The organism is Citrobacter meridianamericanus (genome assembly GCF_041320245.1).
GTDB classification, from domain to species: domain Bacteria; phylum Pseudomonadota; class Gammaproteobacteria; order Enterobacterales; family Enterobacteriaceae; genus Citrobacter; species Citrobacter meridianamericanus.
This window is the reverse complement of sequence record NZ_CP101036.1, coordinates 3643834-3666124: the sequence shown is the minus strand read 5'-3', so window position 1 is coordinate 3666124 and position 22291 is coordinate 3643834. Positions and strand designations below refer to the sequence as shown.

The window sequence follows — 22291 nt, the reverse complement described above, 5'->3', positions numbered from 1 at the left end:
TAAAGGAATCATTGAAATGCAACTGAACAAAGTGCTGAAAGGGCTGATGATTGCTCTGCCTGTTATGGCTATTGCGGCATGTTCTTCTAACAAGAACGCCAGCAATGACGGCAGCGAAGGCATGCTGGGTGCCGGCACTGGTATGGATGCAAATGGCAGCGGCAACATGTCTTCTGAAGAGCAAGCGCGTCTTCAGATGCAACAGCTGCAGCAGAACAACATCGTTTACTTCGATCTGGACAAGTACGATATCCGTTCTGACTTCGCTGCAATGCTGGATGCTCACGCTAACTTCCTGCGTAGCAACCCGTCTTACAAAGTCACCGTAGAAGGTCATGCGGACGAACGTGGTACTCCTGAGTACAACATCTCCCTGGGTGAGCGTCGTGCAAACGCCGTTAAGATGTACCTGCAGGGTAAAGGCGTTTCTGCTGACCAGATCTCCATCGTTTCTTACGGTAAAGAAAAACCTGCAGTACTGGGTCATGACGAAGCGGCTTACGCCAAAAACCGTCGCGCCGTACTGGTTTACTAAGAGAATTGCATGAGCAGTAACTTCAGACATCACGTGTTGAGTCTGTCGTTACTGGTTGGCATAGCGGCCCCTTGGGCCGCTTTTGCTCAGGCGCCAATCAGTAGTGTCGGCTCAGGCTCGGTCGAAGACCGTGTCACTCAACTCGAGCGTATTTCTAACGCTCACAGTCAGCTTTTAACCCAACTCCAGCAACAACTCTCCGATAATCAGTCCGATATTGATTCCCTGCGCGGTCAAATTCAGGAAAATCAGTACCAGCTGAATCAGGTTGTTGAGCGCCAGAAGCAAATATTGCTGCAGATGAATAATCTTGGCAGCGGTAGCGCGCCTGCTGCGCAATCTGCAGGTGGCGATCAGAGTGGGGCGGCAACCCCAGCACCTGATGCAGGCGCTGCGACAACGTCAGGGGCGCCCGCGCAAACTGGCGATGCGAATACCGATTACAATGCGGCAATTGCTCTGGTGCAGGATAAATCTCGCCAGGATGACGCGATTGAAGCATTTCAGAACTTCATCAAAAAATACCCGGACTCAACTTACCTGCCCAATGCGAATTATTGGCTGGGTCAGTTGAATTACAATAAGGGTAAAAAAGATGATGCAGCGTTCTATTTTGCTTCGGTAGTAAAAAACTTCCCGAAATCACCGAAGGCTGCAGACGCGATGTACAAAGTCGGCGTCATCATGCAGGACAAAGGTGACACAGCAAAAGCTAAAGCGGTTTATCAGCAGGTTATCACTAAATACCCTGGCACTGATGGCGCGAAACAAGCGCAAAAACGCCTTGGCGCGATGTAATGACCACCACGCGACCAGAAATCGTGTTATTTCTGGTCGTGTCGTGTGATTCCTAAGCAGTTGAGTTATTTACATCGAAATTTTTGTTGCGCTAAAATCTGAAATCAGTAATATATGCCGCCGTTGCCAAGGGATATCAAACAAACCAAAAGCAGCGCAAAAGCGGGTCGTTAGCTCAGTTGGTAGAGCAGTTGACTTTTAATCAATTGGTCGCAGGTTCGAATCCTGCACGACCCACCAATCGCTAAGGTGGAACGCGATTGTAAAACGTGAAGGATAACGTTGCGTAAGCAACGGCCCGTAGGGCGAGACGAAGTTGAGTCATCCTGCACGACCCACCACTAACTCAGTTAGTAAGTAGTATCCAGCGTAGTATCGGGTGATTAGCTCAGCTGGGAGAGCACCTCCCTTACAAGGAGGGGGTCGGCGGTTCGATCCCGTCATCACCCACCACTCGGGGCGTTAGCTCAGTTGGTAGAGCAGTTGACTTTTAATCAATTGGTCGCAGGTTCGAATCCTGCACGCCCCACCAACTTTAACATCGTACTCAGATGTTAAACGTGAAGGATAACGTTGCCTAAGCAACGGCCCGTTAGGGCGAGACGAAGTCGAGTCATCCTGCACGCCCCACCAATTTATTGGTGGTACCGAGTAAAAATTTTCAGGTTATCCCGAGCGGGTCGTTAGCTCAGTTGGTAGAGCAGTTGACTTTTAATCAATTGGTCGCAGGTTCGAATCCTGCACGACCCACCATCCTGAAAGTATAAAGAAGTAAACCCCATAAGGGGGCGTTAGCTCAGTTGGTAGAGCAGTTGACTTTTAATCAATTGGTCGCAGGTTCGAATCCTGCACGCCCCACCAGTGTAAAAAAGCGCCCTAAAGGCGCTTTTTTGCTATGCGCAGGATTTCATGATTCGAACCTGCAGCAGGTTCGGGTCGAACGAAGTGAGACAACGGAGCCGTTTACGGCGATGGCCCGAAGGGCGAGCGTAGCGAGTCATCCTGCACGCCCCACCAGTGTAAAAAAGCGCCCTAAAGGCGCTTTTTTGCTATCTGCGATTTAAAAGATTTGAACCTGCAGGCCCGCAGGTCGCCATCCGGCACTCATCACTCGCAATTATTGTGACTTTTCTGCGCCAATCCGCTATCTTGTTTAGCATATAAAACAATTCAAACCGAATATGGCGTGCGTCACGCTTTTAATCGGTTAATTCGTTAAGCCAGTAAAACGAGAAAGCAAGATGAGCGTGATGTTTGATCCAGAAGCAGCAATTTATCCGTTTCCGCCGAAGCCAGGGCCGCTGAGTGTGGATGAAAAGCAATTTTATCGTGAAAAAATCAAGCGCCTGTTGAAAGAGCGTGATGCCGTTATGGTCGCGCACTATTACACCGATCCTGAAATTCAGCAATTGGCCGAAGAGACCGGTGGCTGTATTTCTGATTCTCTGGAGATGGCGCGGTTCGGTGCAAAACACCCAGCTTCTACGCTGCTGGTTGCGGGCGTGAGGTTTATGGGAGAAACCGCCAAAATTCTCAGCCCGGAAAAGACTATCCTGATGCCAACTTTACAGGCGGAATGTTCATTAGATCTGGGCTGTCCGATAGACGCGTTCAGCGCATTCTGCGACGCGCATCCGGATCGTACCGTGGTGGTTTACGCCAATACTTCAGCCGCCGTTAAAGCTCGTGCTGACTGGGTCGTGACCTCCAGTATCGCGGTTGAACTTATTGAGCATCTTGATAGTTTAGGTGAAAAAATCATCTGGGCTCCGGACAGACATCTGGGTAACTACGTGCAGAAACAAACCGGCGCAGATGTGCTCTGCTGGCAGGGGGCCTGTATTGTCCACGACGAGTTTAAAACCCAGGCTTTAACGCGCATGAAAGGACTGTACCCTGATGCTGCGGTGCTGGTGCACCCGGAGTCACCTCAGTCTATCGTTGATATGGCCGATGCGGTTGGCTCAACCAGTCAGCTCATCACCGCAGCTAAATCGTTACCGCATAAGCAGCTGATTGTGGCGACTGACCGGGGCATTTTTTACAAAATGCAGCAGGCCGTTCCGGATAAAGAGCTGCTTGAAGCTCCAACGGCTGGCGAGGGGGCAACCTGTCGTAGCTGCGCGCATTGTCCATGGATGGCGATGAACGGCCTCAAGGCGATTGCTGAGGGGCTGGAGCATGGCGGCGCGGCGCATGAAATACATGTTGATCACGCACTGCGAGAAGGGGCATTGTTGCCATTAAATCGTATGTTGGAATTTGCGGCTACACTACGAGCTTAATACTTTATTTTTGCTCTGGGGGAAAAGATGGACTTTTTTAGCACGCAGAACATTCTGGTACATATTCCGATTGGCGCAGGTGGTTACGATCTATCGTGGATCGAAGCCGTGGGGACGATCGCCGGGTTGCTGTGTATTGGCCTGGCGAGTCTTGAGAAAATCAGCAATTACGTTTTCGGTCTGATAAACGTCACGCTGTTTGCGATTATCTTCTTTCAGATCCAGCTTTATGCCAGCCTGTTGCTGCAAGTCTTTTTCTTTGCCGCCAACATCTACGGCTGGTATGCCTGGTCCCGGCAAACCAACCAGCATGAAGCGGAACTGAAAATTCGCTGGCTGCCGTTGCCAAAAGCGATCGGCTGGCTGGCGGCTTGTGTGGTGGCGATCGGCCTGATGTCGGTCTATATCGATCCGGTCTTTGCGTTGCTGACTCGTATTGCGGTCAACATAATGCAGGCATTGGGACTGCAGGTTGCTGTGCCTGAACTGCAACCCGATGCATTCCCGTTCTGGGACTCCTGCATGATGGTGCTTTCGATTGCGGCGATGATCCTGATGACGCGCAAATACGTTGAAAACTGGCTGCTGTGGGTGATCATCAACGTAATCAGCGTGGTGATCTTTGCCCTGCAAGGCGTATATGCCATGTCGCTGGAATATATGATCCTGACGGTTATCGCCCTCAACGGGAGCAGGATGTGGATCAACAGTGCGCGTGAGCGAGGTTCCCACGCGCTGTCTCATTAATGGTGATGATGTGAATGGCCGGACACGCCCTGATACAGGTGGCAGTCCGGTCCATTGCACGGCTGATACTCCATCTGAATCGTCGCGTGTTCAATCTGGTAATGATGGATAAGGAAATGCTGAATACGCTCCAGCAGCGCATCATGATCGTGCGGCGGGATCACCTGCACATGCAGCGTCATTACCGGCTTTTCTCCCACCATCCAGACGTGGACATGGTGCACATTGCGGACTTCGGGAATATCCCGGCTGAGATGGCGCTGCAGTGCGGCGATATCCAGCGCCAGCGGAGCCCCTTCCAGTAATTCGTTGACGCTATCTTTTAATAATCGCCAGGCGCTGCGCAGCACCAGTACGGATACCAAAATTGAGAGGATCGGGTCCGCAGGCGTCCAGCCCGTCCAGATAATAATCAACGCAGCGATGATTGCCCCGACCGAGCCGAGTAAATCGCCCATCACATGCAGCGCTGCGGCACGGACGTTCAAATTTTTCTCTTCGCTGCCGCGATGTAAAACCCAAAAAGCAAGCACGTTGGCCAGTAAACCCGCGACAGCAATAACCATCATCATGCCGCCCGCCACGGGACGAGGTGTCTGGAAGCGCTCAATCGCCTCCCAGACGATTAAAATGGTGATAACGACCAATGCGATGGCATTAACGAATGCGGCCAGCGTCGTGAGCCTCAGCCAGCCGAAGGTGTGGCGTATTGTAGGTGGGCGACGGGAAAACTGAACGGCCAACAGCGCGAAAAGCAGCGCTGCCGCATCCGTAAGCATATGCCCGGCGTCGGCCAGCAAGGCCAGTGAGCCTGAAAGTATTCCGCCCACCACTTCGACCAACATAAATCCGGCGGTAATGCAGAATGCGAACATCAGTCGGCGGGCGTTATTGTCTTTGGGTTGCTCAGAGGAAGTATGAGTATGTGCGTGCGCCATTATGCCATCCCTTTGTTATTCTCATCTTTACTGTATGCCATCATACCGTTTTTGGGACGATAAAATTAAAAAGGAGAGCTATTGCTCTCCCGTTATTAGCTTTATTTTCAGCGTTACTGCGTGGTGCCGTCAGTTTTGGTATCAACATCATTGTTGATGCCGTTTCCAGTCTCAACCTTCTTGTTCACATCAGGACAGCGACCGTCCTTACACATGGTGTTTTTGTGCATCTCGTCTTTGGTCATCCCCTCATGGTTCATTGATGAACCGTTCGGGTGCAGCATCGTGCCACCTGAATTCACGTTACTGTTGTCGACATTATTCGGCGCTACGTTTTCGCGAGCGTCTGGTGCGACCTGACCGGCATCTGCCGAGGAATTTGCCTGGCCATTATTGGACTGCGAGTTGGTTTCAGCGGCCAGCGCCGCACTGCTGGCGAGGCTGAGGGTAGCAGTAAGAAAGAGTGAAGCCAGCTTAGTCATATGCATAATATGCTCCTGTTAAGGTCGATATGTCGGATAACGTCTTCCAACAGTGCATGTGCCAGTTACATCATCAATACGTGGTTAATCGTTTTGCTTTGGAAATTAAAACCAGCATACAATCTTGAAATCTATGAAAATTTAAGATGTTACAGTTAGAAATTGTAGTCTGGATCTCATTTTTCGCTACATTATTGCGTTTTTTTACCAGATTCCAGGATTAATCCGTCCAAAGTGTAAAACCCCGTTTACACCTTATGACTGAAGATATAGATTGGAGGGATTGCATTCATTTATATAAGTATGGCAACGCTGGAATAATCATGAATTATCAGAACGACGATTTACGCATCAAAGAGATCAACGAGTTATTACCGCCAGTCGCACTGCTGGAAAAATTCCCCGCTACTGAAAATGCCGCAAATACGGTGGCTCATGCCCGTAAGGCAATTCATAAAATTCTGAAAGGGAACGACGATCGCCTGTTAGTGGTGATTGGGCCGTGCTCTATTCATGATCCGGCTGCCGCCAAAGAGTACGCCACTCGCCTGCTGGCGCTGCGCGAAGAGTTAAAAGGCGAGCTTGAAATTGTCATGCGAGTCTATTTCGAAAAGCCGCGTACCACCGTCGGCTGGAAGGGGCTTATCAACGATCCGCACATGGACAATAGCTTCCAGATCAACGATGGACTGCGCATTGCGCGTAAACTGCTGTTGGATATCAACGACAGCGGATTGCCAGCTGCAGGTGAATTCCTCGATATGATCACGCCGCAATATCTTGCCGACCTGATGAGTTGGGGCGCTATTGGAGCACGTACCACTGAGTCTCAGGTGCACCGCGAACTGGCATCTGGTCTGTCCTGCCCGGTTGGCTTTAAAAACGGTACTGATGGCACGATCAAAGTTGCGATTGATGCAATCAACGCCGCAGGGGCACCACACTGCTTCCTGTCTGTGACCAAATGGGGTCATTCGGCGATCGTGAATACCAGCGGTAATGGTGATTGCCATATCATTCTGCGCGGTGGCAAAGAGCCGAACTACAGCGCTCAGCATGTTGCCGACGTGAAAGAAGGTCTGATTAAAGCAGGGCTCTCTGCGCAAGTGATGATCGACTTTAGCCATGCCAACTCCAGCAAGCAGTTCAAAAAGCAGATGGATGTTGCGAAAGATGTTTGCGGGCAAGTTGCTGGTGGTGAAAAAGCGATTATTGGCGTGATGATCGAAAGCCATCTGGTCGAGGGTAATCAGAACCCGGATAGCGGCGAACCGCTGACCTACGGTAAGAGCATCACCGACGCCTGCATTGGCTGGGAAGATACTGATGCGGTGTTACGTCAACTGGCGGATGCGGTAAAAGCGCGCCGCGGTTAAACGTTAGCCTACCAGAAAGATAAAAAAAGCGCGGATAGTCCGCGCTTTTTTATGCGACACGCAGAAATTACTTCGCTTTACCCTGGTTCGCAACGGCAGCTGCTTTTGCGGCGATCTCGTCAGCGTTACCCAGATAATAGTGTTTGATTGGTTTGAAGTTTTCGTCGAACTCATACACCAGTGGTACACCCGTCGGGATGTTCAGTTCGAGGATCTCATCTTCGCCCATGTTATCCAGGTATTTCACCAGCGCACGCAGGGAGTTACCGTGAGCGGCGATAATCACTCGCTCACCGCTTTTCATGCGCGGCAGGATGGTTTCATTCCAGTAAGGGATAACGCGATCGATGGTCAGCGCCAGGCTTTCGGTAACCGGTAACTCGTTGTCGGTCAGCTTCGCATAACGCGGATCATGACCCGGATAGCGTTCGTCATCTTTAGTCAGTTCCGGTGGGGTGACCGCAAAGCCGCGACGCCATTGCTTAACCTGCTCGTCACCGTATTTTTCCGCAGTTTCCGCTTTGTTCAGCCCCTGCAGCGCGCCGTAATGACGTTCATTCAGTTTCCAGGATTTCTCAACTGGCAGCCAGGCCTGATCCAGTTCATCCAGTACGTTCCACAGGGTGTGGATGGCACGTTTCAGCACAGAGGTATATGCAAAATCGAAGCTATAGCCTTCCTCTTTCAACAGTTTACCTGCTGCTTTCGCTTCGCCCACGCCTTTCTCGGACAGATCAACGTCATACCAACCGGTAAAACGGTTCTCCTTGTTCCACTGACTTTCACCGTGACGTACCAGAACCAGCTTAGTTACAGCCATACACTCACTCCTATAAATCATATTGAATGATAATAATTCTCATTATATTGCCGTAATGCGTCAGCGGCAATCCTTACGCATAACCATAGCGAAAATAGCGCCACAGTGTAAGGTTCTTGTGAACTCAAGGTTGCGATTTTGTCTTTGAACGGTGGGGATTTGAACGGTTCTACTGTGATAAACAAGCAACAGGCCCGATTCGTTACGTCATCGGGCCTGGGAGGGGGAACGATTAAGCTGGTATAAACCGGTATTCCGTCACGCTGGTGTACTCTTCGCCAGGACGCAGGAAGCAGTCTGGCTGCGGCCATTCCGGATGGTTCGGGCTGTCCGGCAGGAACTCGCTTTCCAGCGCCAGACCTTGCCAGTCGGCGTAGGCGTCAGGACCACGGGATGGCGTACCGCCGAGGAAATTTCCGGAATAAAACTGCAAAGCCGGGGCAGAGGTGTAGACCTCCATCTGCAGTTTTTCATCCTGTGACCACAGATTCGCGATCGGTTTGCGGCTATCGCCTTGCGCCTGTAGCAAGAAAGCGTGATCGTAACCTTTTACTTTCCGCTGATCGTCATCGGCCAAAAATTCGCTGTCGATAACTTTCGCCACGCGGAAATCGAACGAGGTACCAGCCACCGGCTTCAGTCCGTCGTGTGGGATACCCATTTCATCCACCGGCAAGTACTCGTCAGCGAAGATCTGCAGCTTATGTTGACGGACATCGGTTGTATCACCGTCGAGGTTGAAATAAACGTGGTTGGTAAGATTCACCGGACAGGGCTTATCGACCGTGGCGCGGTAGGTGATCGAAATACGATTATCGTCAGTAAGGCGATACTGCGCGGTCGCGCAAAGATGGCCAGGAAAGCCCTGGTCGCCATCTTCAGACGTTAGGGCGAACAGCACCTGACGGTCATTCTGATTGACTATCTGCCAGCGACGTTTGTCGAAACCGTCCGGCCCGCCGTGCAGCTGGTTGTTGCCCTGGCTTGGTATTAATTCAACGGTTTCACCGGCAAAAGTATAGCGGCTGTTGGCGATACGGTTAGCGTAGCGACCAATCGACGCCCCCAGAAATGCAGCCTGTTCCGGATATTGTTCCGGGCTGGCGCACCCGAGTAATGCTTCGCGCACGCTACCATCGCTCAGCGGAATACGCGCAGAGAGCAGGGTCGCGCCCCAGTCCATCAGCGTGACCACCATCCCTGCGTCATTGCGCAGGGTAATCAGGCGAAACGGCTGACCGTCCGGAGCCTGCACAGGGATTTCGTTTAACATTGTCCGGCTCCTTGTGAAGGTTTGCAGACGTAGAATGTTTCTTTGATACCGGTTTTTGCTTCGTATTGCTCAGCGACAGCTTGTTGCACGGCAGGCACCAAATCTTGCGGGATCAGCGCCACGATGCAGCCGCCGAAGCCGCCGCCAGTCATACGTACACCGCCTTTATCGCCGATGGTCGCTTTGACAATTTCAACCAGCGTATCAATTTGTGGCACGGTGATTTCAAAGTCATCGCGCATTGAGGCGTGAGATTCCGCCATCAATTGTCCCATACGCAGCAGGTCGCCTTTTTCCAACGCCTGCGCGGCTTCAACGGTACGCGCATTTTCCGTGATGACGTGGCGGACGCGTTTGGCGACAATCGGATCCAGCTCGTGGGCGACAGCGTTAAACGCTTCAAGACTGACATCACGCAGCGCCGGTTGCTGGAAGAAACGTGCGCCGGTTTCACACTGTTCGCGACGGGTGTTGTACTCGCTGCCGACCAACGTGCGTTTAAAGTTGCTATTGATGATCACCACCGCCACACCTTCCGGCATGGAGACAGCTTTGGTGCCCAACGTACGGCAGTCGATCAGTAGCGCATGATCTTTCTTGCCAAGCGCGGAGATCAGCTGATCCATAATGCCGCAGTTACAGCCGACAAACTGGTTTTCAGCTTCCTGGCCATTCAGGGCGATTTGTGCGCCGTCGAGCGGCAGGTGATAGAGCTGTTGGAATACCGTACCCACAGCGACTTCCAGCGAGGCGGAAGAGCTAAGACCTGCGCCTTGCGGGACATTACCGCTGATCACCAGATCCGCACCGCCAAAGGCGTTACTGCGTTTTTGTAGATGCTTCACCACGCCACGCACGTAGTTCGACCACTGCTGGCTGTCGTGGGCGATAATCGGCGCATCGAGAGAGAACTCATCAATCTGATTGTCGTAATCAGCGGCGATCACGCGAACTTTTCGATCGTCGCGCGCGGCACAACTGATGACGGTTTGATAGTCGATGGCGCAGGGCAGAACGAAGCCGTCATTATAATCGGTGTGTTCGCCGATCAGGTTTACGCGACCCGGTGCCTGAATAGTATGGGTGGCTGGGTAGCCAAACGTTTCTGCAAACAGAGATTGTGTTTTTTCTTTCAGACTCATTATTTAAACTCCGGATTCGCGAAAATGGATGTCGCTGACCGCACGCAGTCGCTCAGCCGCTTGTTCTGCCGTCAGGTCACGCTGGGTTTCCGCCAGCATTTCATAACCGACCATAAATTTACGCACGGTCGCGGAACGCAGCAGCGGCGGGTAAAAGTGCGCGTGTAACTGCCAGTGTTCGTTTTCTTCACCGTTGAACGGCGCGCCGTGCCAGCCCATAGAGTAGGGGAATGAGCACTGGAACAGGTTGTCGTAACGACTGGTCAGTTTTTTCAGCGCCAGCGCCAGGTCAGCACGCTGTTCATTGGTCAAATCAGTGATACGCAGCACATGCGCTTTCGGCAGCAGCAGCGTTTCGAACGGCCACGCGGCCCAGTAAGGCACAACCGCCAGCCAGTGCTCAGTTTCTACGACCGTACGACTGCCGTCCGCCAGTTCGCGCTGGACGTAATCAACGAGCATCGGTGCGCCCTGTTCAGCGAAGTACGCTTTCTGCAGGCGATCTTCACGTTCGGCTTCGTTGGGCAAAAAGCTGTTGGCCCAAATTTGACCGTGCGGGTGCGGGTTAGAGCAGCCCATCGCCGCGCCTTTATTCTCAAATACCTGCACCCAGGGATAGGTTTTTCCTAACTCTTCAGTCTGTTCCTGCCACGTCTGTACAATTTCTGTCAGCGCAGGGACGCTGAGTTCCGGCAGCGTTTTGCTGTGATCGGGCGAGAAGCAAATCACGCGACTGGTACCGCGTGCGCTCTGGCAACGCATCAACGGATCGTGACTGTCCGGCGCGTCCGGGGTATCTGACATGAGGGCCGCAAAGTCATTAGTGAAGACATAGGTCCCGGTGTAATCCGGGTTTTTGTCGCCGGTAACGCGCGTATTGCCAGCGCACAGAAAGCAGTCCGGGTCATGCGCAGGCAGTACCTGCTTAGAAGGAGTTTCCTGCGCCCCTTGCCACGGACGTTTGGCGCGATGCGGTGAAACAAGGATCCACTGCCCGGTGAGCGGGTTAAAACGGCGATGTGGGTGATCGACAGGATTGAATTGCGTCATGATTGGTCCTTAATCCGAATATCCCTGTGGGTGGCGTGACTGCCAGTGCCATGTGTCTTGTGCCATTTCATCCAGCGTGCGGGTCACGCGCCAGTTGAGCTCGCGATCGGCTTTGCTGGCATCAGCCCAGTAGGCCGGAAGATCGCCATCACGGCGCGGGGCGAAATGGTAATTAATCGGTTTACCGCAGGCTTTGCTGAAGGCATTGACCACGTCCAGCACGCTGCTGCCGATGCCTGCGCCAAGGTTGTAAATATGCACACCCTGTTTGTCCGCCAGTTTTTCCATTGCGACAACGTGACCGTCGGCGAGATCCATCACGTGGATGTAGTCGCGAACGCCGGTGCCATCTTCAGTAGGATAGTCGTTGCCAAATACGGCAAGGGACTCGCGGCGACCCACGGCAACCTGTGCGATGTAAGGCATCAGGTTGTTGGGAATACCCTGAGGATCTTCCCCCATATCCCCTGATGGATGCGCGCCAACCGGGTTAAAGTAGCGCAACAAAGCAATGCTCCAGTCGGGTTGGGCTTTTTGCAGATCGGTCAGGATCTGTTCCACCATCAGCTTACTTTTGCCGTACGGACTCTGCGGCGTGCCGGTGGGGAAGCTTTCAACATAAGGAATTTGCGGCTGATCGCCATAGACGGTCGCGGAGGAGCTGAAAATGAAGTTTTTCACGTTGGCGGCGCGCATGGCGTTTACCAGACGCAGAGTTCCATTGACGTTGTTGTCATAGTACTCCAGCGGCTTGGCCACGGATTCTCCAACGGCTTTTAACCCGGCAAAATGGATGACCGTGTCAATGGCATGATCGTGCAGAATTTCGGTTATCAGCGCTTCGTTACGGATATCTCCTTCCACAAAAGTCGGATGCTTACCACCTAAACGCTCAATGACGGGCAGAACGCTGCGCTTGCTGTTGCAGAGATTATCCAGGATCACCACCTCGTGACCGTTTTTCAACAACTGCACGCAAGTGTGGCTTCCGATGTAACCGCTACCACCTGTAACCAATACTCTCATAATTCGCTCCGTTAAGCCTATGGTATGCAATAACCATAGCATAACAAAGATGCGAAAAGTGTGACATGGAATAAATTAGTGGAATCGTTTACACACTGGCGTTTTCACATATTTGCAGTGGTTATTTTATTTTAAATCATTACGTTAGGTTGTTATCTCAGCGTTTGTCTGAAAAAAAGACAGAAAAAAGGGCGTATTCAAACGCCCTGGTATGAAAATTAACGCAGTGATGTTTGTTGATAGGTGTAGATATCGCCCTCGGGCACAAACTCCAGACGGTGGGTAATGCAGGCTGGGGCATCTTCGGCGTGATGAGAGACGAACAACAGCTGAGTTTCGCCTTGACCGATCAGCACATCTACAAAACGACGAATCAGTTGGCGATTGAGCGGATCTAACCCTTGCAAAGGCTCGTCAAGAATCAACAAGGTAGGGTGTTTAACCAGCGCGCGAACAATCAGCGCCAGCCGCTGTTGACCCCAGGAAAGACTATGGAATGGCGCATCCGCAGTACGTTTATCGATGCCAAGGATCTCCAGCCACTGTTGTACCAGTTTGTGCTGCCTGTCGGAGACGGCCTGGTAAATGCCAATTGAATCAAAATAACCGGAGAGAATAACGTTGCGTACGGTCGTACTCACCCGATAATCCAGATGCAGACTGCTGCTGACGTAGCCGATGTGTTTTTTGATATCCCAGATAGTTTCACCGCTACCCCGACGGCGGCCAAACAGCGTCAGATCGTTACTGTAGCCCTGGGGATGATCGCCGGTGATTAAACTGAGCAGGGTTGATTTTCCCGCACCGTTGGGGCCGACGATTTGCCAGTGCTCGCCTGGGTTTACCTGCCAGCTCATATGATGAAGGATAGGGCGATCGTTATACGAGACGATGCCATTGTTAAGTACAATTCGTGGCTCGTTATCTGACAACGTGCGGCGCACCGAAGGTTCATCCGGTTCGGGTAACTGAATACCTTCCAGTCGTTCGCTATGGGCAAGTTGAGCGATTAATGCCTGTTGCAGAAGGTCGGCTTTCGCGCCGGTTTCTGTCAGCGTGCAATCGGCAAGCACGCCGGCAAACTGCACGAACTCGGGAATTTCATCAAAGCGGTTAAGCACCAATATTAACGTAAAGCCAGCCTGGTGCAGGTCAGCGAGCAGTTCTGCTAACTGGCAGCGGGATGCCACATCCAGCCCGTCAAAGGGCTCATCGAGGATCAGTAAATCCGGTGCGGACATTAACGCCTGGCAAAGCAGAGTTTTACGTGTTTCTCCTGTCGAAAGGTATTTGAAACGCCTGTTGAGAAGGGCAGAGATGCCAAATTGCTGAGCCAATGTAGCGCAGCGGGCGGGATCGCTGATCTCATCCTGAATGATTTCTGCGGTGGTGCGCCCGGTGTCATCTTCACCGGGGCTGAGAAGATCGGTGTTGTTTCGCTGCCACTCGTCGCTAACCAGCTTCTGGAGCTGTTCAAAGGAGAGTCGGGTGATACGCGTAAACTGACAGTGGCGCTCGCCTTTCAGCTGCGGTAATTCCCCTGCCAGCGCGCGGGCCAGCGCAGATTTCCCGCTACCGTTAGAGCCAACAAACGCCCAGCTATCACCCGCGTTTAACGTCAACGCATCTAACTGGAGCGTTTTTGTGTCGCTAAGACGAAACGTGCCTTGCGAAATTTGCAACGATGACATTTTGTATCCCATTATTTGCAGCGATTAATAACAGGGATACGTGTTCTTCAAGCTGATGTCAATCACTCAGCATAGTGTGGCGATAATCACCCTGTCAGCATTGAAAAAAGCAGTGACGTTCGCGCCTTCCTGCAGCGTCGCACTATTTTCTGTCGGAATGGTTGCACACAGTGTCTGGCCGTCTGGCAGCGTCATCAATACCTCGCACTGTTCTGCGCCGCGTTCGATATGGCTGATCGTACCCTGCAGCTGGTTGTCGGCAGCCTGAGCGATAGCGTCATCCTGGGTAATTCCGACCCACGGCGCTTTTAGCAGAATCAACACCTCTTTCCCTTCATCAAGGCCCAGACGCTCGCCGCTTTGTGCCGTGATCGCCACCTTCAGGCGCGTTTCGCCATCGGCCAGCAGGACGTCGACATGCTGCTGTACCAGGGAGTGATCGCGGGCGGTAATCGTGCCAAACCACTGGTTACGGGCGCTGGTTTGCAGCGAAAAGCGAGAAATTGCCGCCAGCAGGCTGTTAAGTGGCAGCGCATCATCATCACTCAAAACATCAAAGGCTTTTTGTTGGATTTGCGCCAGCAAATCGTACAGCTGGATTAAACGTTGGCCGTAGCGGGTTAACACCGCGCCGCCGCCGCCTTTACCGCCTGTGGCACGCTCAACCAGCGTCTGCTCGCTGAGCTGGTTCATTTCGTTAATTGCATCCCAGGCACTTTTGTAGCTGATGCCTGCATCCTTCGCGCCCTGACTGATGGAGCCGGAAAGCGCAATGTGCTTCAGCAGAGAAATGCGACGGGGATCGGCAAACAGTTTTTGCTGAAGTTTCAGCGTAAGAAGGATTTCGGCCTGCATCACAAGCTCCTGGCAAAAAAAGGTATTGTGACGGAAAACCGTGCCTGAGCAAAGCCGACCGCACAAAAGGGGAGTGCTTTTCTGCGTTATGGGGTTAGAATACAGCTAAGGACTATATCTGGAGTTGACCATGTTAGAGTTATTGAAAAGTCTGGTATTCGCCGTAATCATGGTACCTGTGGTAATGGCCATTATTCTGGGTCTGATTTACGGACTGGGTGAAGTGTTCAACATTTTCTCCGGTATCGGTCAGAAAGACCAGTCCAGACAGAATCATTGATTCCCCAAACGCCCGCTCAGTCGGGCGTTTCTATTTTTTCGCCTTTCTGTTTGTTTTCTCTGACTGCCGTTTCTCAAGATCCTGCTTTCCCTGCCGATATTTTCTTTGTGTAACCTCTAATTGGTATCAATAACCTCTGGGAAAATCCTGTTTTACTCGTTATATTTGCGACTACATAACGAAACGCAAAGGAGTTACAGATGGCACGTACATGGTTACCCTTGTTTGCAGGGGCAACACTTTCTCTTACCGTTGCCGGGCATGTGCTGGCGGATGAAGGAAAAATTACCGTTTTCGCAGCGGCATCATTGACCAACGCGATGCAGGATATTGCAACGCAATACAAAAAAGAGAAGAACGTTGACGTCGTCTCCTCTTTTGCTTCTTCTTCCACACTGGCGCGCCAGATTGAAGCCGGTGCACCAGCCGATCTATTTATTTCTGCCGATCAGAAGTGGATGGACTATGCGGTGGACAAAAAGTCGATTGATAGCGCAACGCGTGCAACGTTGTTGGGTAACAGCCTGGTGGTTGTGGCACCGAAAGCGAGTGAGCAGAAAGCGTTTGCCATCGACAGCAAAACCAACTGGACCAGTTTGTTGAACGGTGGACGTCTGGCCGTTGGCGATCCAGAACATGTTCCAGCAGGCATTTATGCCAAAGAAGCGCTGCAAAAACTGGGTGCATGGGATACCCTTTCCCCAAAACTGGCGCCTGCTGAAGACGTACGGGGTGCGTTGGCGCTGGTTGAACGTAACGAAGCGCCGCTGGGGATTGTCTATGGTTCCGATGCCGTCGCCAGCAAGGGCGTAAAAGTAGTTGCGACTTTCCCGGAAGATTCGCACAAAAAAGTGGAATACCCTATCGCGATTGTTGATGGGCACAAAAACGCAACGGTTAGCGCGTTCTATGATTACCTGAAAGGACCGCAGGCTGCTGAAATCTTTAAACGTTATGGATTTACGACCAAGTAATGATACTGACCGATCCTGAATGGCAGGCCGTTATATTGAGCCTGAAAGTTTCTTCCCTGGCCGTGTTGTTTAGTCTGCCATTTGGGATCTTCTTTGCCTGGTTACTGGTGCGATGCAAATTCCCGGGCAAAGCGCTGCTCGACAGCGTGCTGCATTTACCGCTGGTACTGCCGCCTGTGGTGGTGGGGTATCTGCTGTTGGTCTCTATGGGACGGCGTGGATTCATCGGCGAATGGCTGTATGACTGGTTTGGCATCACCTTTGCCTTTAGCTGGCGTGGTGCCGTGCTGGCCGCTGCGGTGATGTCCTTCCCGCTCATGGTGCGGGCTATTCGTCTGGCGCTGGAAGGTGTCGACGTCAAGCTGGAGCAGGCCGCTCGTACGCTGGGCGCCGGACGCTGGCGCGTCTTTATGACTATAACGCTACCGCTGATGCTACCCGGCATTATTGTTGGTACGGTGTTGGCGTTCGCCCGCTCGCTTGGCGAGTTCGGTGCAACAATTACCTTTGTTTCCAATATACCTGGCGAAACCCGCACTATCCCTTCGGCGATGTATACCCTGATCCAGACTCCGGGCGGCGAAAGCGCGGCGGCAAGATTATGTATCATATCCATTGTATTAGCGCTGATTTCGCTGCTGATTTCTGAATGGCTGGCGCGTATTAGCCGTGAGCGGACGGGGCGATAATCATGTTGGAACTTAATTTCACCCAGACGCTGGGGACGCACTGTCTGACGCTCAACGAAACGCTGCCCGCCAGTGGGATCACCGCGATTTTTGGCGTTTCAGGCGCGGGGAAAACCTCACTGATTAACGCCATCAGCGGTCTGACACAGCCGCAGTCCGGACGCATCGTGCTCAACGATCGGGTATTAAACGACGTTGAGAAGGGTATCTGCTTAACGCCTGAAAAACGCCGGGTGGGTTATGTTTTTCAGGATGCGCGTCTGTTCCCGCATTATAAGGTGCGCGGCAATCTGCGCTACGGCATGGCGAAAAGCATGGCCGGACAGTTTGATAAGCTGGTGGCGTTGTTGGGCATTGAACCGCTGCTTGATCGTCTGCCCGGCGGGCTTTCCGGTGGTGAAAAGCAGCGTGTCGCCATCGGTCGGGCGCTGCTGACCGCACCTGAGTTATTGCTGCTTGATGAGCCGCTCGCCTCGTTGGATATTCCGCGTAAGCGTGAACTGCTGCCTTACCTGCAACGTCTGGCACGCGAAATTAATATTCCGATGCTGTACGTCAGCCACTCGCTGGATGAAATTTTGCACCTGGCCGACAAAGTAATGGTGCTTGAAAGCGGGCAGGTCAAAGCGTTCGGTTCGCTGGAAGATGTCTGGGGCAGCAGCGTGATGCACCCGTGGCTGCCGAAGGAGCAGCAAAGCAGCATTCTGAAAGTCAGCGTACTGGAACATCATCCACACTACGCGATGACCGCGCTGGCGCTTGGCGATCAGCATTTGTGGGTCAATAAACTGGATCAACCACTGCAAACCGCGCTGCGTATTCGTATTCAGGCCTCTGATGTTTCGCTGGTGCTACAACCGCCGCAGCAGACCAGTATTCGTAACGTGCTGCGGGCGAAGGTCGCGCAGTGCTATGACGATAATGGTCAGGTGGAGGTTCAGCTTGAAGTGGGTGGTAAAACGCTGTGGGCGAGGATCAGCCCATGGGCCAGGGATGAACTGGGGATCAAACCCGGCCAGTGGCTGTATGCCCAAATTAAGAGCGTGTCGATTACTGCCTGATTACAGCAGGTGGGAATAGATAAATTTCGCGATGCTGTCGGTGGTGTTATCACCAATCACGATATTGGCGCGGGCTTTGACCGCGTCGTCCGCATTACCCATAGCCACGCCAGTGCCTGCGGCTTCCAGCATGCTGATATCGTTAAAGTTATCGCCAAAGGCAATGACGTTTTCCATTGACCCCCCCTGGGCTTCAATCCACTGGGTCAGGCGCCGTCCTTTGCTGTTGCCTTTACGGGCAATGTCGACCTGATCGTGCCAGGACCATTCACACTCCAGTCCCAGCTGTTGTTCAACATGCTTACCAAACTGTTGCAGTTTCGGAATATCTTCGTCGGTCAGGGCAAATTTCCAGACGGCGTTGACGTCATGCGCAGCCTTCGCCAGCGAAGGCACCTGGGTGAAGGTTGGGCGCTGCTCCGGCGGCAGGGTTTGCGCCCAGTTAGCGGTACGCACCACATGCCCGGTTGGGCGCTCATACAGCATGGCTTCATCCACATACATCAGCCCGTGGATCTGATGCTCATCCAGCATGTCGATCAGCTGTAATGCCTGGTCTACCGGGAGGGGATCGGATTCCAGTACCTTTTTTGCTTGATAATCATACAAGTAGGTGCCGTTGCAGCAAATTGCAGGTGTATCCAGCTCCAGTGCCTGATAAAAAGGATGAATAGCAACGTGATGGCGACCTGTGACAATGATAAGTTGGTAGCCTGCTTCTCTGGCGCGCGAGAGCGCTTCGAGAGAGGATGGCAGCAAGGTTTTTTTCGGGGTCAGCAACGTACCGTCTAAATCCAGGGCAATCACGCGTGCGGTCATAGGTTTTTCCAGATTAAGGTTGAGAATTTTGTCTGCTGGAATGGTACACCGAGACGGGAGCCGGACAAAATTCTGAGCCTTAATTAAGCATTCACCGTTAAAAGCGTCTACCTTAGGCGTGTGTCAGGCAATTGCTGCCACCTGCCAAAAAGCAAAGGAGTATTCATGAAGCAAACCGTTTATACCGCCAGCCCTGAAAGTCAGCAAATTCATGTCTGGAGCCTGAATCACGAGGGGGCGTTGACGCTGACGCAGGTGGTTGATGTGCCGGGTCAGGTACAACCGATGGTCGTCAGCCCGGATAAGCGCTATCTCTATGTTGGCGTGCGCCCGGAGTTTCGCGTGCTGGCTTATCGTATTGCGCCTGATGACGGTGCGCTAACCTTCGCGGCAGAGTCTGCGCTGCCGGGTAGCCCGACCCATATTTCTACCGATCATCAGGGGCGTTTCGTGTTTGTTGGCTCTTATAACGCGGGCAGCGTAAGTGTTACCCGCCTTGAGGATGGACTGCCGGTAGAGCTGGTTGATGTGGTTGAAGGTCTGGACGGTTGCCACTCGGCCAACATCTCACCGGATAACCGTACCCTATGGGTTCCGGCGTTGAAACAGGATCGTATTTGCCTGTTTGACGTCAGCGATGATGGCCATCTGGTCGCGCAGGAACCGGCTGAAGTGACTACCGTGGAAGGCGCGGGCCCGCGTCATATGGCGTTCCATCCGAATAAGCAATATGCCTACTGTGTGAACGAGCTGAACAGCTCTGTTGATGTCTGGGAGCTGAAAGATCCGTACGGCAAGATTGAGTGCGTGCAGACGCTGGATATGATGCCTGCTGATTTCTCAGACACCCGTTGGGCGGCAGATATTCACATTACACCAAATGGTCGTCATCTGTACGCTTGCGATCGCACTGCCAGCCTGATTACGATCTTTAGCGTGTCAGAAGACGGTAGCGTGCTGACGAAAGAGGGTTTCCAGCCTACCGAAACTCAGCCGCGTGGTTTTAATATCGATCACAGCGGAAAATACCTGATTGCTGCCGGGCAAAAATCGCACCATATCGCGGTGTATGAGATTGCAGGTGAACAAGGACTGTTGACAGAGAAAGGTCGTTACGCGGTAGGGCAAGGTCCAATGTGGGTGGTGATTAACGCGTACTAAAACGCGCTGGCGTTACAAACGATCCGCAATCTGGTAAAGGTTGCGGATTTTTTTTATTTAATGAGCGGTAGATTTTCCTGACATTCAGCAACGGATGTCCAAAGGCTATCTTTGTCATCTGACCATAAATTCAGCAGAAGGGAGAAAAATCGCTCAGCGGGAGGGGAGAGAATAGCGTCCTTACGGCGAATAATCCCCAGCGTACGTCTAATGACAGGCTCAACCAGGGGGATCCCTATCAGCGTTGGATGCGGCGTTTGCGGCATGGCAAGTCCTGGTAACGCGGAAACGCCCAATCCCGCCTCAACCAGGCCCAGCGAGGTGGACAGATGGCGGACCTCGTAAAACCAGTTCAACTTCCACGGTTTATCAGTTAAATATTGTTCAATCAATAATCGGTTACCGCTTGAGGAGCGAACGCCTATCAATTTGTAATTCAGCAATTCCTGCCACTCCACCAACTGTTTATTGGCGAGTGGATGATCGCGCCGACAGGCCAGAACAAACGGTTCATTAACCAGTGGAGTGAACTCGATAGAGGAATTTGTGATGTTGTTCATGTTTATCCCAAAATCAGCCTCGTTGCAAAGTACGGATTCCATACAATTATTCGTACCTTGTTCAATAATTCGCACTTTGATATTGGGATACAGCTCATTAAATTTCCCGATTGCCAATGGTAAGAAATAGAACACGGCGGTAGGAATACAAGACAATGTCACTATGCCATGATGGTGAGCATTCATTTCACTAATGCTAAAAATGGTTTCATCTAAGGCTCTAATTAATTCTCTGGCTTCAGGTAATAATCTTTCCCCCGCTTTTGTTAATGTAACTTTGCGAGTTGTTCTTTCAAAGAGTTGAGTGTGTAAATACTCTTCCATCTTTTTAATCCTGCGTGTTAATGCAGGTTGCGTAATATTAAGTAACTTGGCGGCATTGTTAAAAGAATCGGACTCTGCCAGCGTGACAAACGCCTTCATGCTTGATAATTCGTGTTTCATTCTGACTCCGGACTAAATCGGGGAAGCCCCTGCCTATGATGAAAGCGTCCAGTGTATCTGCAATTCTTAAATTTCAATTAATAAAAATAAATCATTAATCTCGTAAACAAAGTCATTAGCCACCCTATTCATGACATGCAACCATGTACTCAGTGGAAATAATATTGAGAGCATAATCATGAAAAAAATACCTTGCGTTATGATGCGCGGAGGAACCTCCAGGGGCGCATTTTTATTAGCACAAGATCTACCGCAAGAAGAAAAGCTGCGTGATGAAGTATTGATTAAAATTATGGGTTCTGGCAATGCGCTGGAAATAGACGGTATTGGCGGTGGCAATCCGTTAACCAGCAAAGTCGCGATTATTAGTCGTTCAAATGACCCGAAAGCTGATATCGATTATTTATTTGCGCAGGTATTGGTGCATGAGCAACGGGTCGATACCACGCCGAACTGCGGTAATATGCTTTCCGCCGTTGGCGCGTTTGCTATTGAAAAGGGACTAATTAATGCCGCAATGCCGACAACGCGCGTTCGTATTCGCAATGTAAACACCAACACGTTTATCGAAGCTGATATACAGACGCCGAACGGTGTTGTGGAGTATGAAGGAACATCAAAAATTGACGGTGTCCCGGGCACATCTGCCCCGATTGCGCTGACGTTCCTCAATGCCGCAGGTTCTAAAACTGGGCAAATCTTCCCGACAGGTCAGCAGATTGATTATATCGACTCGGTTCCCGTGACCTGTATGGATATGGCGACACCAGTGGTGATTATTCCTGCTGAATACCTGGGGAAAACGGGTTATGAATCCGCGCAAGATTTAGATGCAGACCGCGAATTATTGGCGCGCATCGAGTCTATTCGTTTACAGGCCGGTGAAGCTATGGGCCTGGGAAATGTCAGTAATAAGGTTATCCCTAAACCTATTCTCATCTCGGCACCCCAGCACGGTGGCGCAATTAATGTTCGTTATTTTATGCCGCACTCTTGCCATAAAGCACTGGCAATTACCGGGGCGATAGCGATCGCCAGCAGTTGTGTCATTAACGGTACTGTTACGCTTCAGGTAACACCAGGCACGCATGACGGGAATATCACTATAGAACATCCTGGTGGGGCCCTTGATATTCATTTAACTAATGAAGGGGATGAACCTGCAACCCTCAGAGCTTCGGTTATTCGTACCGCCAGGAAAATATTCGCTGGTGACGTTTACCTTCCCTGACAGCATTGACCTCATTTTGCTGTGATTACGGAAAATAGAAAAGAATTCTGTACT

The 22291-nt window shown here is 51.7% G+C and carries 22 protein-coding genes, 5 tRNA genes and 1 other RNA gene; 17 read left to right on the top strand and 11 right to left on the bottom strand.

Annotation, left to right across the window (positions count from 1 at the left end; all coding sequences use genetic code 11):
* Nucleotides 1-16 precede the first annotated feature (16 nt).
* The 10 genes from pal to pnuC all read left to right on the top strand — a co-directional run bounded on the left by pal (nt 17) and on the right by pnuC (nt 4365).
* The gene (gene pal, locus NMD08_RS18075) at nt 17-535 is read left to right on the top strand and encodes a peptidoglycan-associated lipoprotein Pal (protein WP_003022983.1); all 519 of its coding nucleotides are present in this window, start codon (nt 17-19) and stop codon (nt 533-535) included.
* A 9-nt stretch (nt 536-544) separates the two neighbouring features.
* Nucleotides 545-1333 (top strand): cell division protein CpoB, encoded by a 789-nt coding sequence (gene cpoB, locus NMD08_RS18070; protein ID WP_151219564.1) that lies wholly within the window; start codon nt 545-547, stop codon nt 1331-1333.
* Nucleotides 1334-1497: 164 nt separating this feature from the next.
* Nucleotides 1498-1573 (top strand) — tRNA-Lys (locus tag NMD08_RS18065).
* Nucleotides 1574-1710: 137 nt separating this feature from the next.
* A tRNA-Val gene (locus tag NMD08_RS18060) sits at nt 1711-1786 on the top strand.
* Nucleotides 1787-1789: 3 nt separating this feature from the next.
* Nucleotides 1790-1865 (top strand) — tRNA-Lys (locus NMD08_RS18055).
* A 145-nt stretch (nt 1866-2010) separates the two neighbouring features.
* Nucleotides 2011-2086: transfer RNA gene (locus NMD08_RS18050), tRNA-Lys, on the top strand.
* 32 nt (nt 2087-2118) lie between these two features.
* Nucleotides 2119-2194 (top strand) — tRNA-Lys (locus NMD08_RS18045).
* A gap of 22 nt (nt 2195-2216) precedes the next feature.
* A non-coding RNA gene (locus NMD08_RS18040) (RtT sRNA) lies at nt 2217-2350 on the top strand.
* A gap of 224 nt (nt 2351-2574) precedes the next feature.
* Complete coding sequence (gene nadA / locus NMD08_RS18035) at nt 2575-3618, top strand: quinolinate synthase NadA (RefSeq protein WP_187252781.1); 1044 nt, start codon at nt 2575-2577, stop codon at nt 3616-3618.
* A 27-nt stretch (nt 3619-3645) separates the two neighbouring features.
* Nucleotides 3646-4365 (top strand): nicotinamide riboside transporter PnuC, encoded by a 720-nt coding sequence (pnuC, locus tag NMD08_RS18030; RefSeq protein ID WP_151219566.1) that lies wholly within the window; start codon nt 3646-3648, stop codon nt 4363-4365.
* Here the strand turns inward: pnuC and zitB are convergent.
* Together zitB and NMD08_RS18020 are read right to left on the bottom strand one after the other, a co-directional pair.
* Nucleotides 4362-5303 carry a CDF family zinc transporter ZitB gene (zitB, locus tag NMD08_RS18025; RefSeq protein ID WP_151224966.1) on the bottom strand — a complete coding sequence of 314 codons (942 nt, stop codon included), beginning with the start codon at nt 5301-5303 and terminating at the stop codon, nt 4362-4364. The genes pnuC and zitB overlap by 4 nt on opposite strands.
* Before the next feature lie 113 nt (nt 5304-5416).
* Complete coding sequence (locus NMD08_RS18020; RefSeq protein ID WP_286538033.1) at nt 5417-5791, bottom strand: YbgS-like family protein; 375 nt, start codon at nt 5789-5791, stop codon at nt 5417-5419.
* 317 nt (nt 5792-6108) lie between these two features.
* Here NMD08_RS18020 and aroG point away from each other — a divergent pair, with 317 nt between their 5' ends.
* Nucleotides 6109-7161 carry a 3-deoxy-7-phosphoheptulonate synthase AroG gene (gene aroG / locus NMD08_RS18015; protein ID WP_187252779.1) on the top strand — a complete coding sequence of 351 codons (1053 nt, stop codon included), beginning with the start codon at nt 6109-6111 and terminating at the stop codon, nt 7159-7161.
* Nucleotides 7162-7228: 67 nt separating this feature from the next.
* On the opposite strand, the gene gpmA is transcribed toward aroG, so the two are convergent.
* The 7 genes from gpmA to modE all read right to left on the bottom strand — a co-directional run bounded on the left by gpmA (nt 7229) and on the right by modE (nt 15018).
* A complete protein-coding gene (gene gpmA, locus NMD08_RS18010) occupies nt 7229-7981 on the bottom strand; it encodes a 2,3-diphosphoglycerate-dependent phosphoglycerate mutase (protein ID WP_151224968.1) in 753 nt (250 codons plus the stop codon).
* A 232-nt stretch (nt 7982-8213) separates the two neighbouring features.
* The gene (galM, locus tag NMD08_RS18005) at nt 8214-9254 is read right to left on the bottom strand and encodes a galactose-1-epimerase (protein WP_151219571.1); all 1041 of its coding nucleotides are present in this window, start codon (nt 9252-9254) and stop codon (nt 8214-8216) included.
* Nucleotides 9248-10396: a galactokinase gene (gene galK, locus NMD08_RS18000; protein WP_151219572.1), complete on the bottom strand. Its 1149-nt coding sequence runs from the start codon at nt 10394-10396 to the stop codon at nt 9248-9250. Before galK ends, galM begins: the two co-directional genes overlap by 7 nt.
* Before the next feature lie 3 nt (nt 10397-10399).
* Entirely contained in the window at nt 10400-11446 is a 1047-nt protein-coding gene (galT, locus tag NMD08_RS17995) for a galactose-1-phosphate uridylyltransferase (protein WP_151219573.1), read from the bottom strand.
* A 9-nt stretch (nt 11447-11455) separates the two neighbouring features.
* Nucleotides 11456-12472 (bottom strand): UDP-glucose 4-epimerase GalE, encoded by a 1017-nt coding sequence (galE, locus tag NMD08_RS17990; protein ID WP_151219574.1) that lies wholly within the window; start codon nt 12470-12472, stop codon nt 11456-11458.
* 218 nt (nt 12473-12690) lie between these two features.
* Nucleotides 12691-14163, bottom strand: coding sequence for a molybdate ABC transporter ATP-binding protein ModF (gene modF, locus NMD08_RS17985; RefSeq protein WP_151219575.1), 1473 nt, complete (start codon nt 14161-14163; stop codon nt 12691-12693).
* Between the two features lie 66 nt (nt 14164-14229).
* Nucleotides 14230-15018, bottom strand: coding sequence for a molybdenum-dependent transcriptional regulator (gene modE / locus NMD08_RS17980; RefSeq protein WP_151219576.1), 789 nt, complete (start codon nt 15016-15018; stop codon nt 14230-14232).
* A gap of 130 nt (nt 15019-15148) precedes the next feature.
* Here modE and NMD08_RS17975 point away from each other — a divergent pair, with 130 nt between their 5' ends.
* The 4 genes from NMD08_RS17975 (at nt 15149) to modC (ending at nt 18022) form a co-directional block, all read left to right on the top strand.
* The gene (locus NMD08_RS17975; RefSeq protein WP_003023026.1) at nt 15149-15298 is read left to right on the top strand and encodes an AcrZ family multidrug efflux pump-associated protein; all 150 of its coding nucleotides are present in this window, start codon (nt 15149-15151) and stop codon (nt 15296-15298) included.
* Nucleotides 15299-15498: 200 nt separating this feature from the next.
* Complete coding sequence (gene modA / locus NMD08_RS17970; protein WP_370618714.1) at nt 15499-16272, top strand: molybdate ABC transporter substrate-binding protein; 774 nt, start codon at nt 15499-15501, stop codon at nt 16270-16272.
* Nucleotides 16272-16961, top strand: a complete 690-nt coding sequence (modB, locus tag NMD08_RS17965) for a molybdate ABC transporter permease subunit (RefSeq protein WP_003023032.1) — start codon at nt 16272-16274, stop codon at nt 16959-16961. The genes modA and modB overlap by 1 nt, the downstream gene beginning before the upstream one ends.
* A 2-nt stretch (nt 16962-16963) precedes the next feature.
* The gene (gene modC, locus NMD08_RS17960; RefSeq protein ID WP_151219577.1) at nt 16964-18022 is read left to right on the top strand and encodes a molybdenum ABC transporter ATP-binding protein ModC; all 1059 of its coding nucleotides are present in this window, start codon (nt 16964-16966) and stop codon (nt 18020-18022) included.
* On the opposite strand, the gene NMD08_RS17955 is transcribed toward modC, so the two are convergent.
* Nucleotides 18023-18841, bottom strand: coding sequence for a pyridoxal phosphatase (locus NMD08_RS17955; protein ID WP_187259457.1), 819 nt, complete (start codon nt 18839-18841; stop codon nt 18023-18025).
* Nucleotides 18842-19006: 165 nt separating this feature from the next.
* Here NMD08_RS17955 and pgl point away from each other — a divergent pair, with 165 nt between their 5' ends.
* Complete coding sequence (pgl, locus tag NMD08_RS17950; protein WP_187252774.1) at nt 19007-20002, top strand: 6-phosphogluconolactonase; 996 nt, start codon at nt 19007-19009, stop codon at nt 20000-20002.
* A 53-nt stretch (nt 20003-20055) separates the two neighbouring features.
* Here pgl and NMD08_RS17945 read toward each other — a convergent pair whose 3' ends face one another.
* Nucleotides 20056-21006, bottom strand: coding sequence for a LysR family transcriptional regulator (locus NMD08_RS17945; protein ID WP_187260168.1), 951 nt, complete (start codon nt 21004-21006; stop codon nt 20056-20058).
* A gap of 178 nt (nt 21007-21184) precedes the next feature.
* On the opposite strand from NMD08_RS17945, the gene NMD08_RS17940 reads away from it, so the two are divergent.
* The gene (locus tag NMD08_RS17940) at nt 21185-22237 is read left to right on the top strand and encodes a 4-oxalomesaconate tautomerase (RefSeq protein ID WP_370618711.1); all 1053 of its coding nucleotides are present in this window, start codon (nt 21185-21187) and stop codon (nt 22235-22237) included.
* The last annotated feature ends 54 nt before the right edge of the window (nt 22238-22291 follow it).

Coding starts and splice junctions, on each gene's coding strand:
- pal (WP_003022983.1), top strand. CDS start 17: ATGCAACTGAACAAAGTGCTGAAAGGGCTGATGATTGCTCTGCCTGTT.
- cpoB (WP_151219564.1), top strand. CDS start 545: ATGAGCAGTAACTTCAGACATCACGTGTTGAGTCTGTCGTTACTGGTT.
- nadA (WP_187252781.1), top strand. CDS start 2,575: ATGAGCGTGATGTTTGATCCAGAAGCAGCAATTTATCCGTTTCCGCCG.
- pnuC (WP_151219566.1), top strand. CDS start 3,646: ATGGACTTTTTTAGCACGCAGAACATTCTGGTACATATTCCGATTGGC.
- zitB (WP_151224966.1), bottom strand. CDS start 5,303: ATGGCGCACGCACATACTCATACTTCCTCTGAGCAACCCAAAGACAAT.
- NMD08_RS18020 (WP_286538033.1), bottom strand. CDS start 5,791: ATGCATATGACTAAGCTGGCTTCACTCTTTCTTACTGCTACCCTCAGC.
- aroG (WP_187252779.1), top strand. CDS start 6,109: ATGAATTATCAGAACGACGATTTACGCATCAAAGAGATCAACGAGTTA.
- gpmA (WP_151224968.1), bottom strand. CDS start 7,981: ATGGCTGTAACTAAGCTGGTTCTGGTACGTCACGGTGAAAGTCAGTGG.
- galM (WP_151219571.1), bottom strand. CDS start 9,254: ATGTTAAACGAAATCCCTGTGCAGGCTCCGGACGGTCAGCCGTTTCGC.
- galK (WP_151219572.1), bottom strand. CDS start 10,396: ATGAGTCTGAAAGAAAAAACACAATCTCTGTTTGCAGAAACGTTTGGC.
- galT (WP_151219573.1), bottom strand. CDS start 11,446: ATGACGCAATTCAATCCTGTCGATCACCCACATCGCCGTTTTAACCCG.
- galE (WP_151219574.1), bottom strand. CDS start 12,472: ATGAGAGTATTGGTTACAGGTGGTAGCGGTTACATCGGAAGCCACACT.
- modF (WP_151219575.1), bottom strand. CDS start 14,163: ATGTCATCGTTGCAAATTTCGCAAGGCACGTTTCGTCTTAGCGACACA.
- modE (WP_151219576.1), bottom strand. CDS start 15,018: ATGCAGGCCGAAATCCTTCTTACGCTGAAACTTCAGCAAAAACTGTTT.
- NMD08_RS17975 (WP_003023026.1), top strand. CDS start 15,149: ATGTTAGAGTTATTGAAAAGTCTGGTATTCGCCGTAATCATGGTACCT.
- modA (WP_370618714.1), top strand. CDS start 15,499: ATGGCACGTACATGGTTACCCTTGTTTGCAGGGGCAACACTTTCTCTT.
- modB (WP_003023032.1), top strand. CDS start 16,272: ATGATACTGACCGATCCTGAATGGCAGGCCGTTATATTGAGCCTGAAA.
- modC (WP_151219577.1), top strand. CDS start 16,964: ATGTTGGAACTTAATTTCACCCAGACGCTGGGGACGCACTGTCTGACG.
- NMD08_RS17955 (WP_187259457.1), bottom strand. CDS start 18,841: ATGACCGCACGCGTGATTGCCCTGGATTTAGACGGTACGTTGCTGACC.
- pgl (WP_187252774.1), top strand. CDS start 19,007: ATGAAGCAAACCGTTTATACCGCCAGCCCTGAAAGTCAGCAAATTCAT.
- NMD08_RS17945 (WP_187260168.1), bottom strand. CDS start 21,006: ATGAAACACGAATTATCAAGCATGAAGGCGTTTGTCACGCTGGCAGAG.
- NMD08_RS17940 (WP_370618711.1), top strand. CDS start 21,185: ATGAAAAAAATACCTTGCGTTATGATGCGCGGAGGAACCTCCAGGGGC.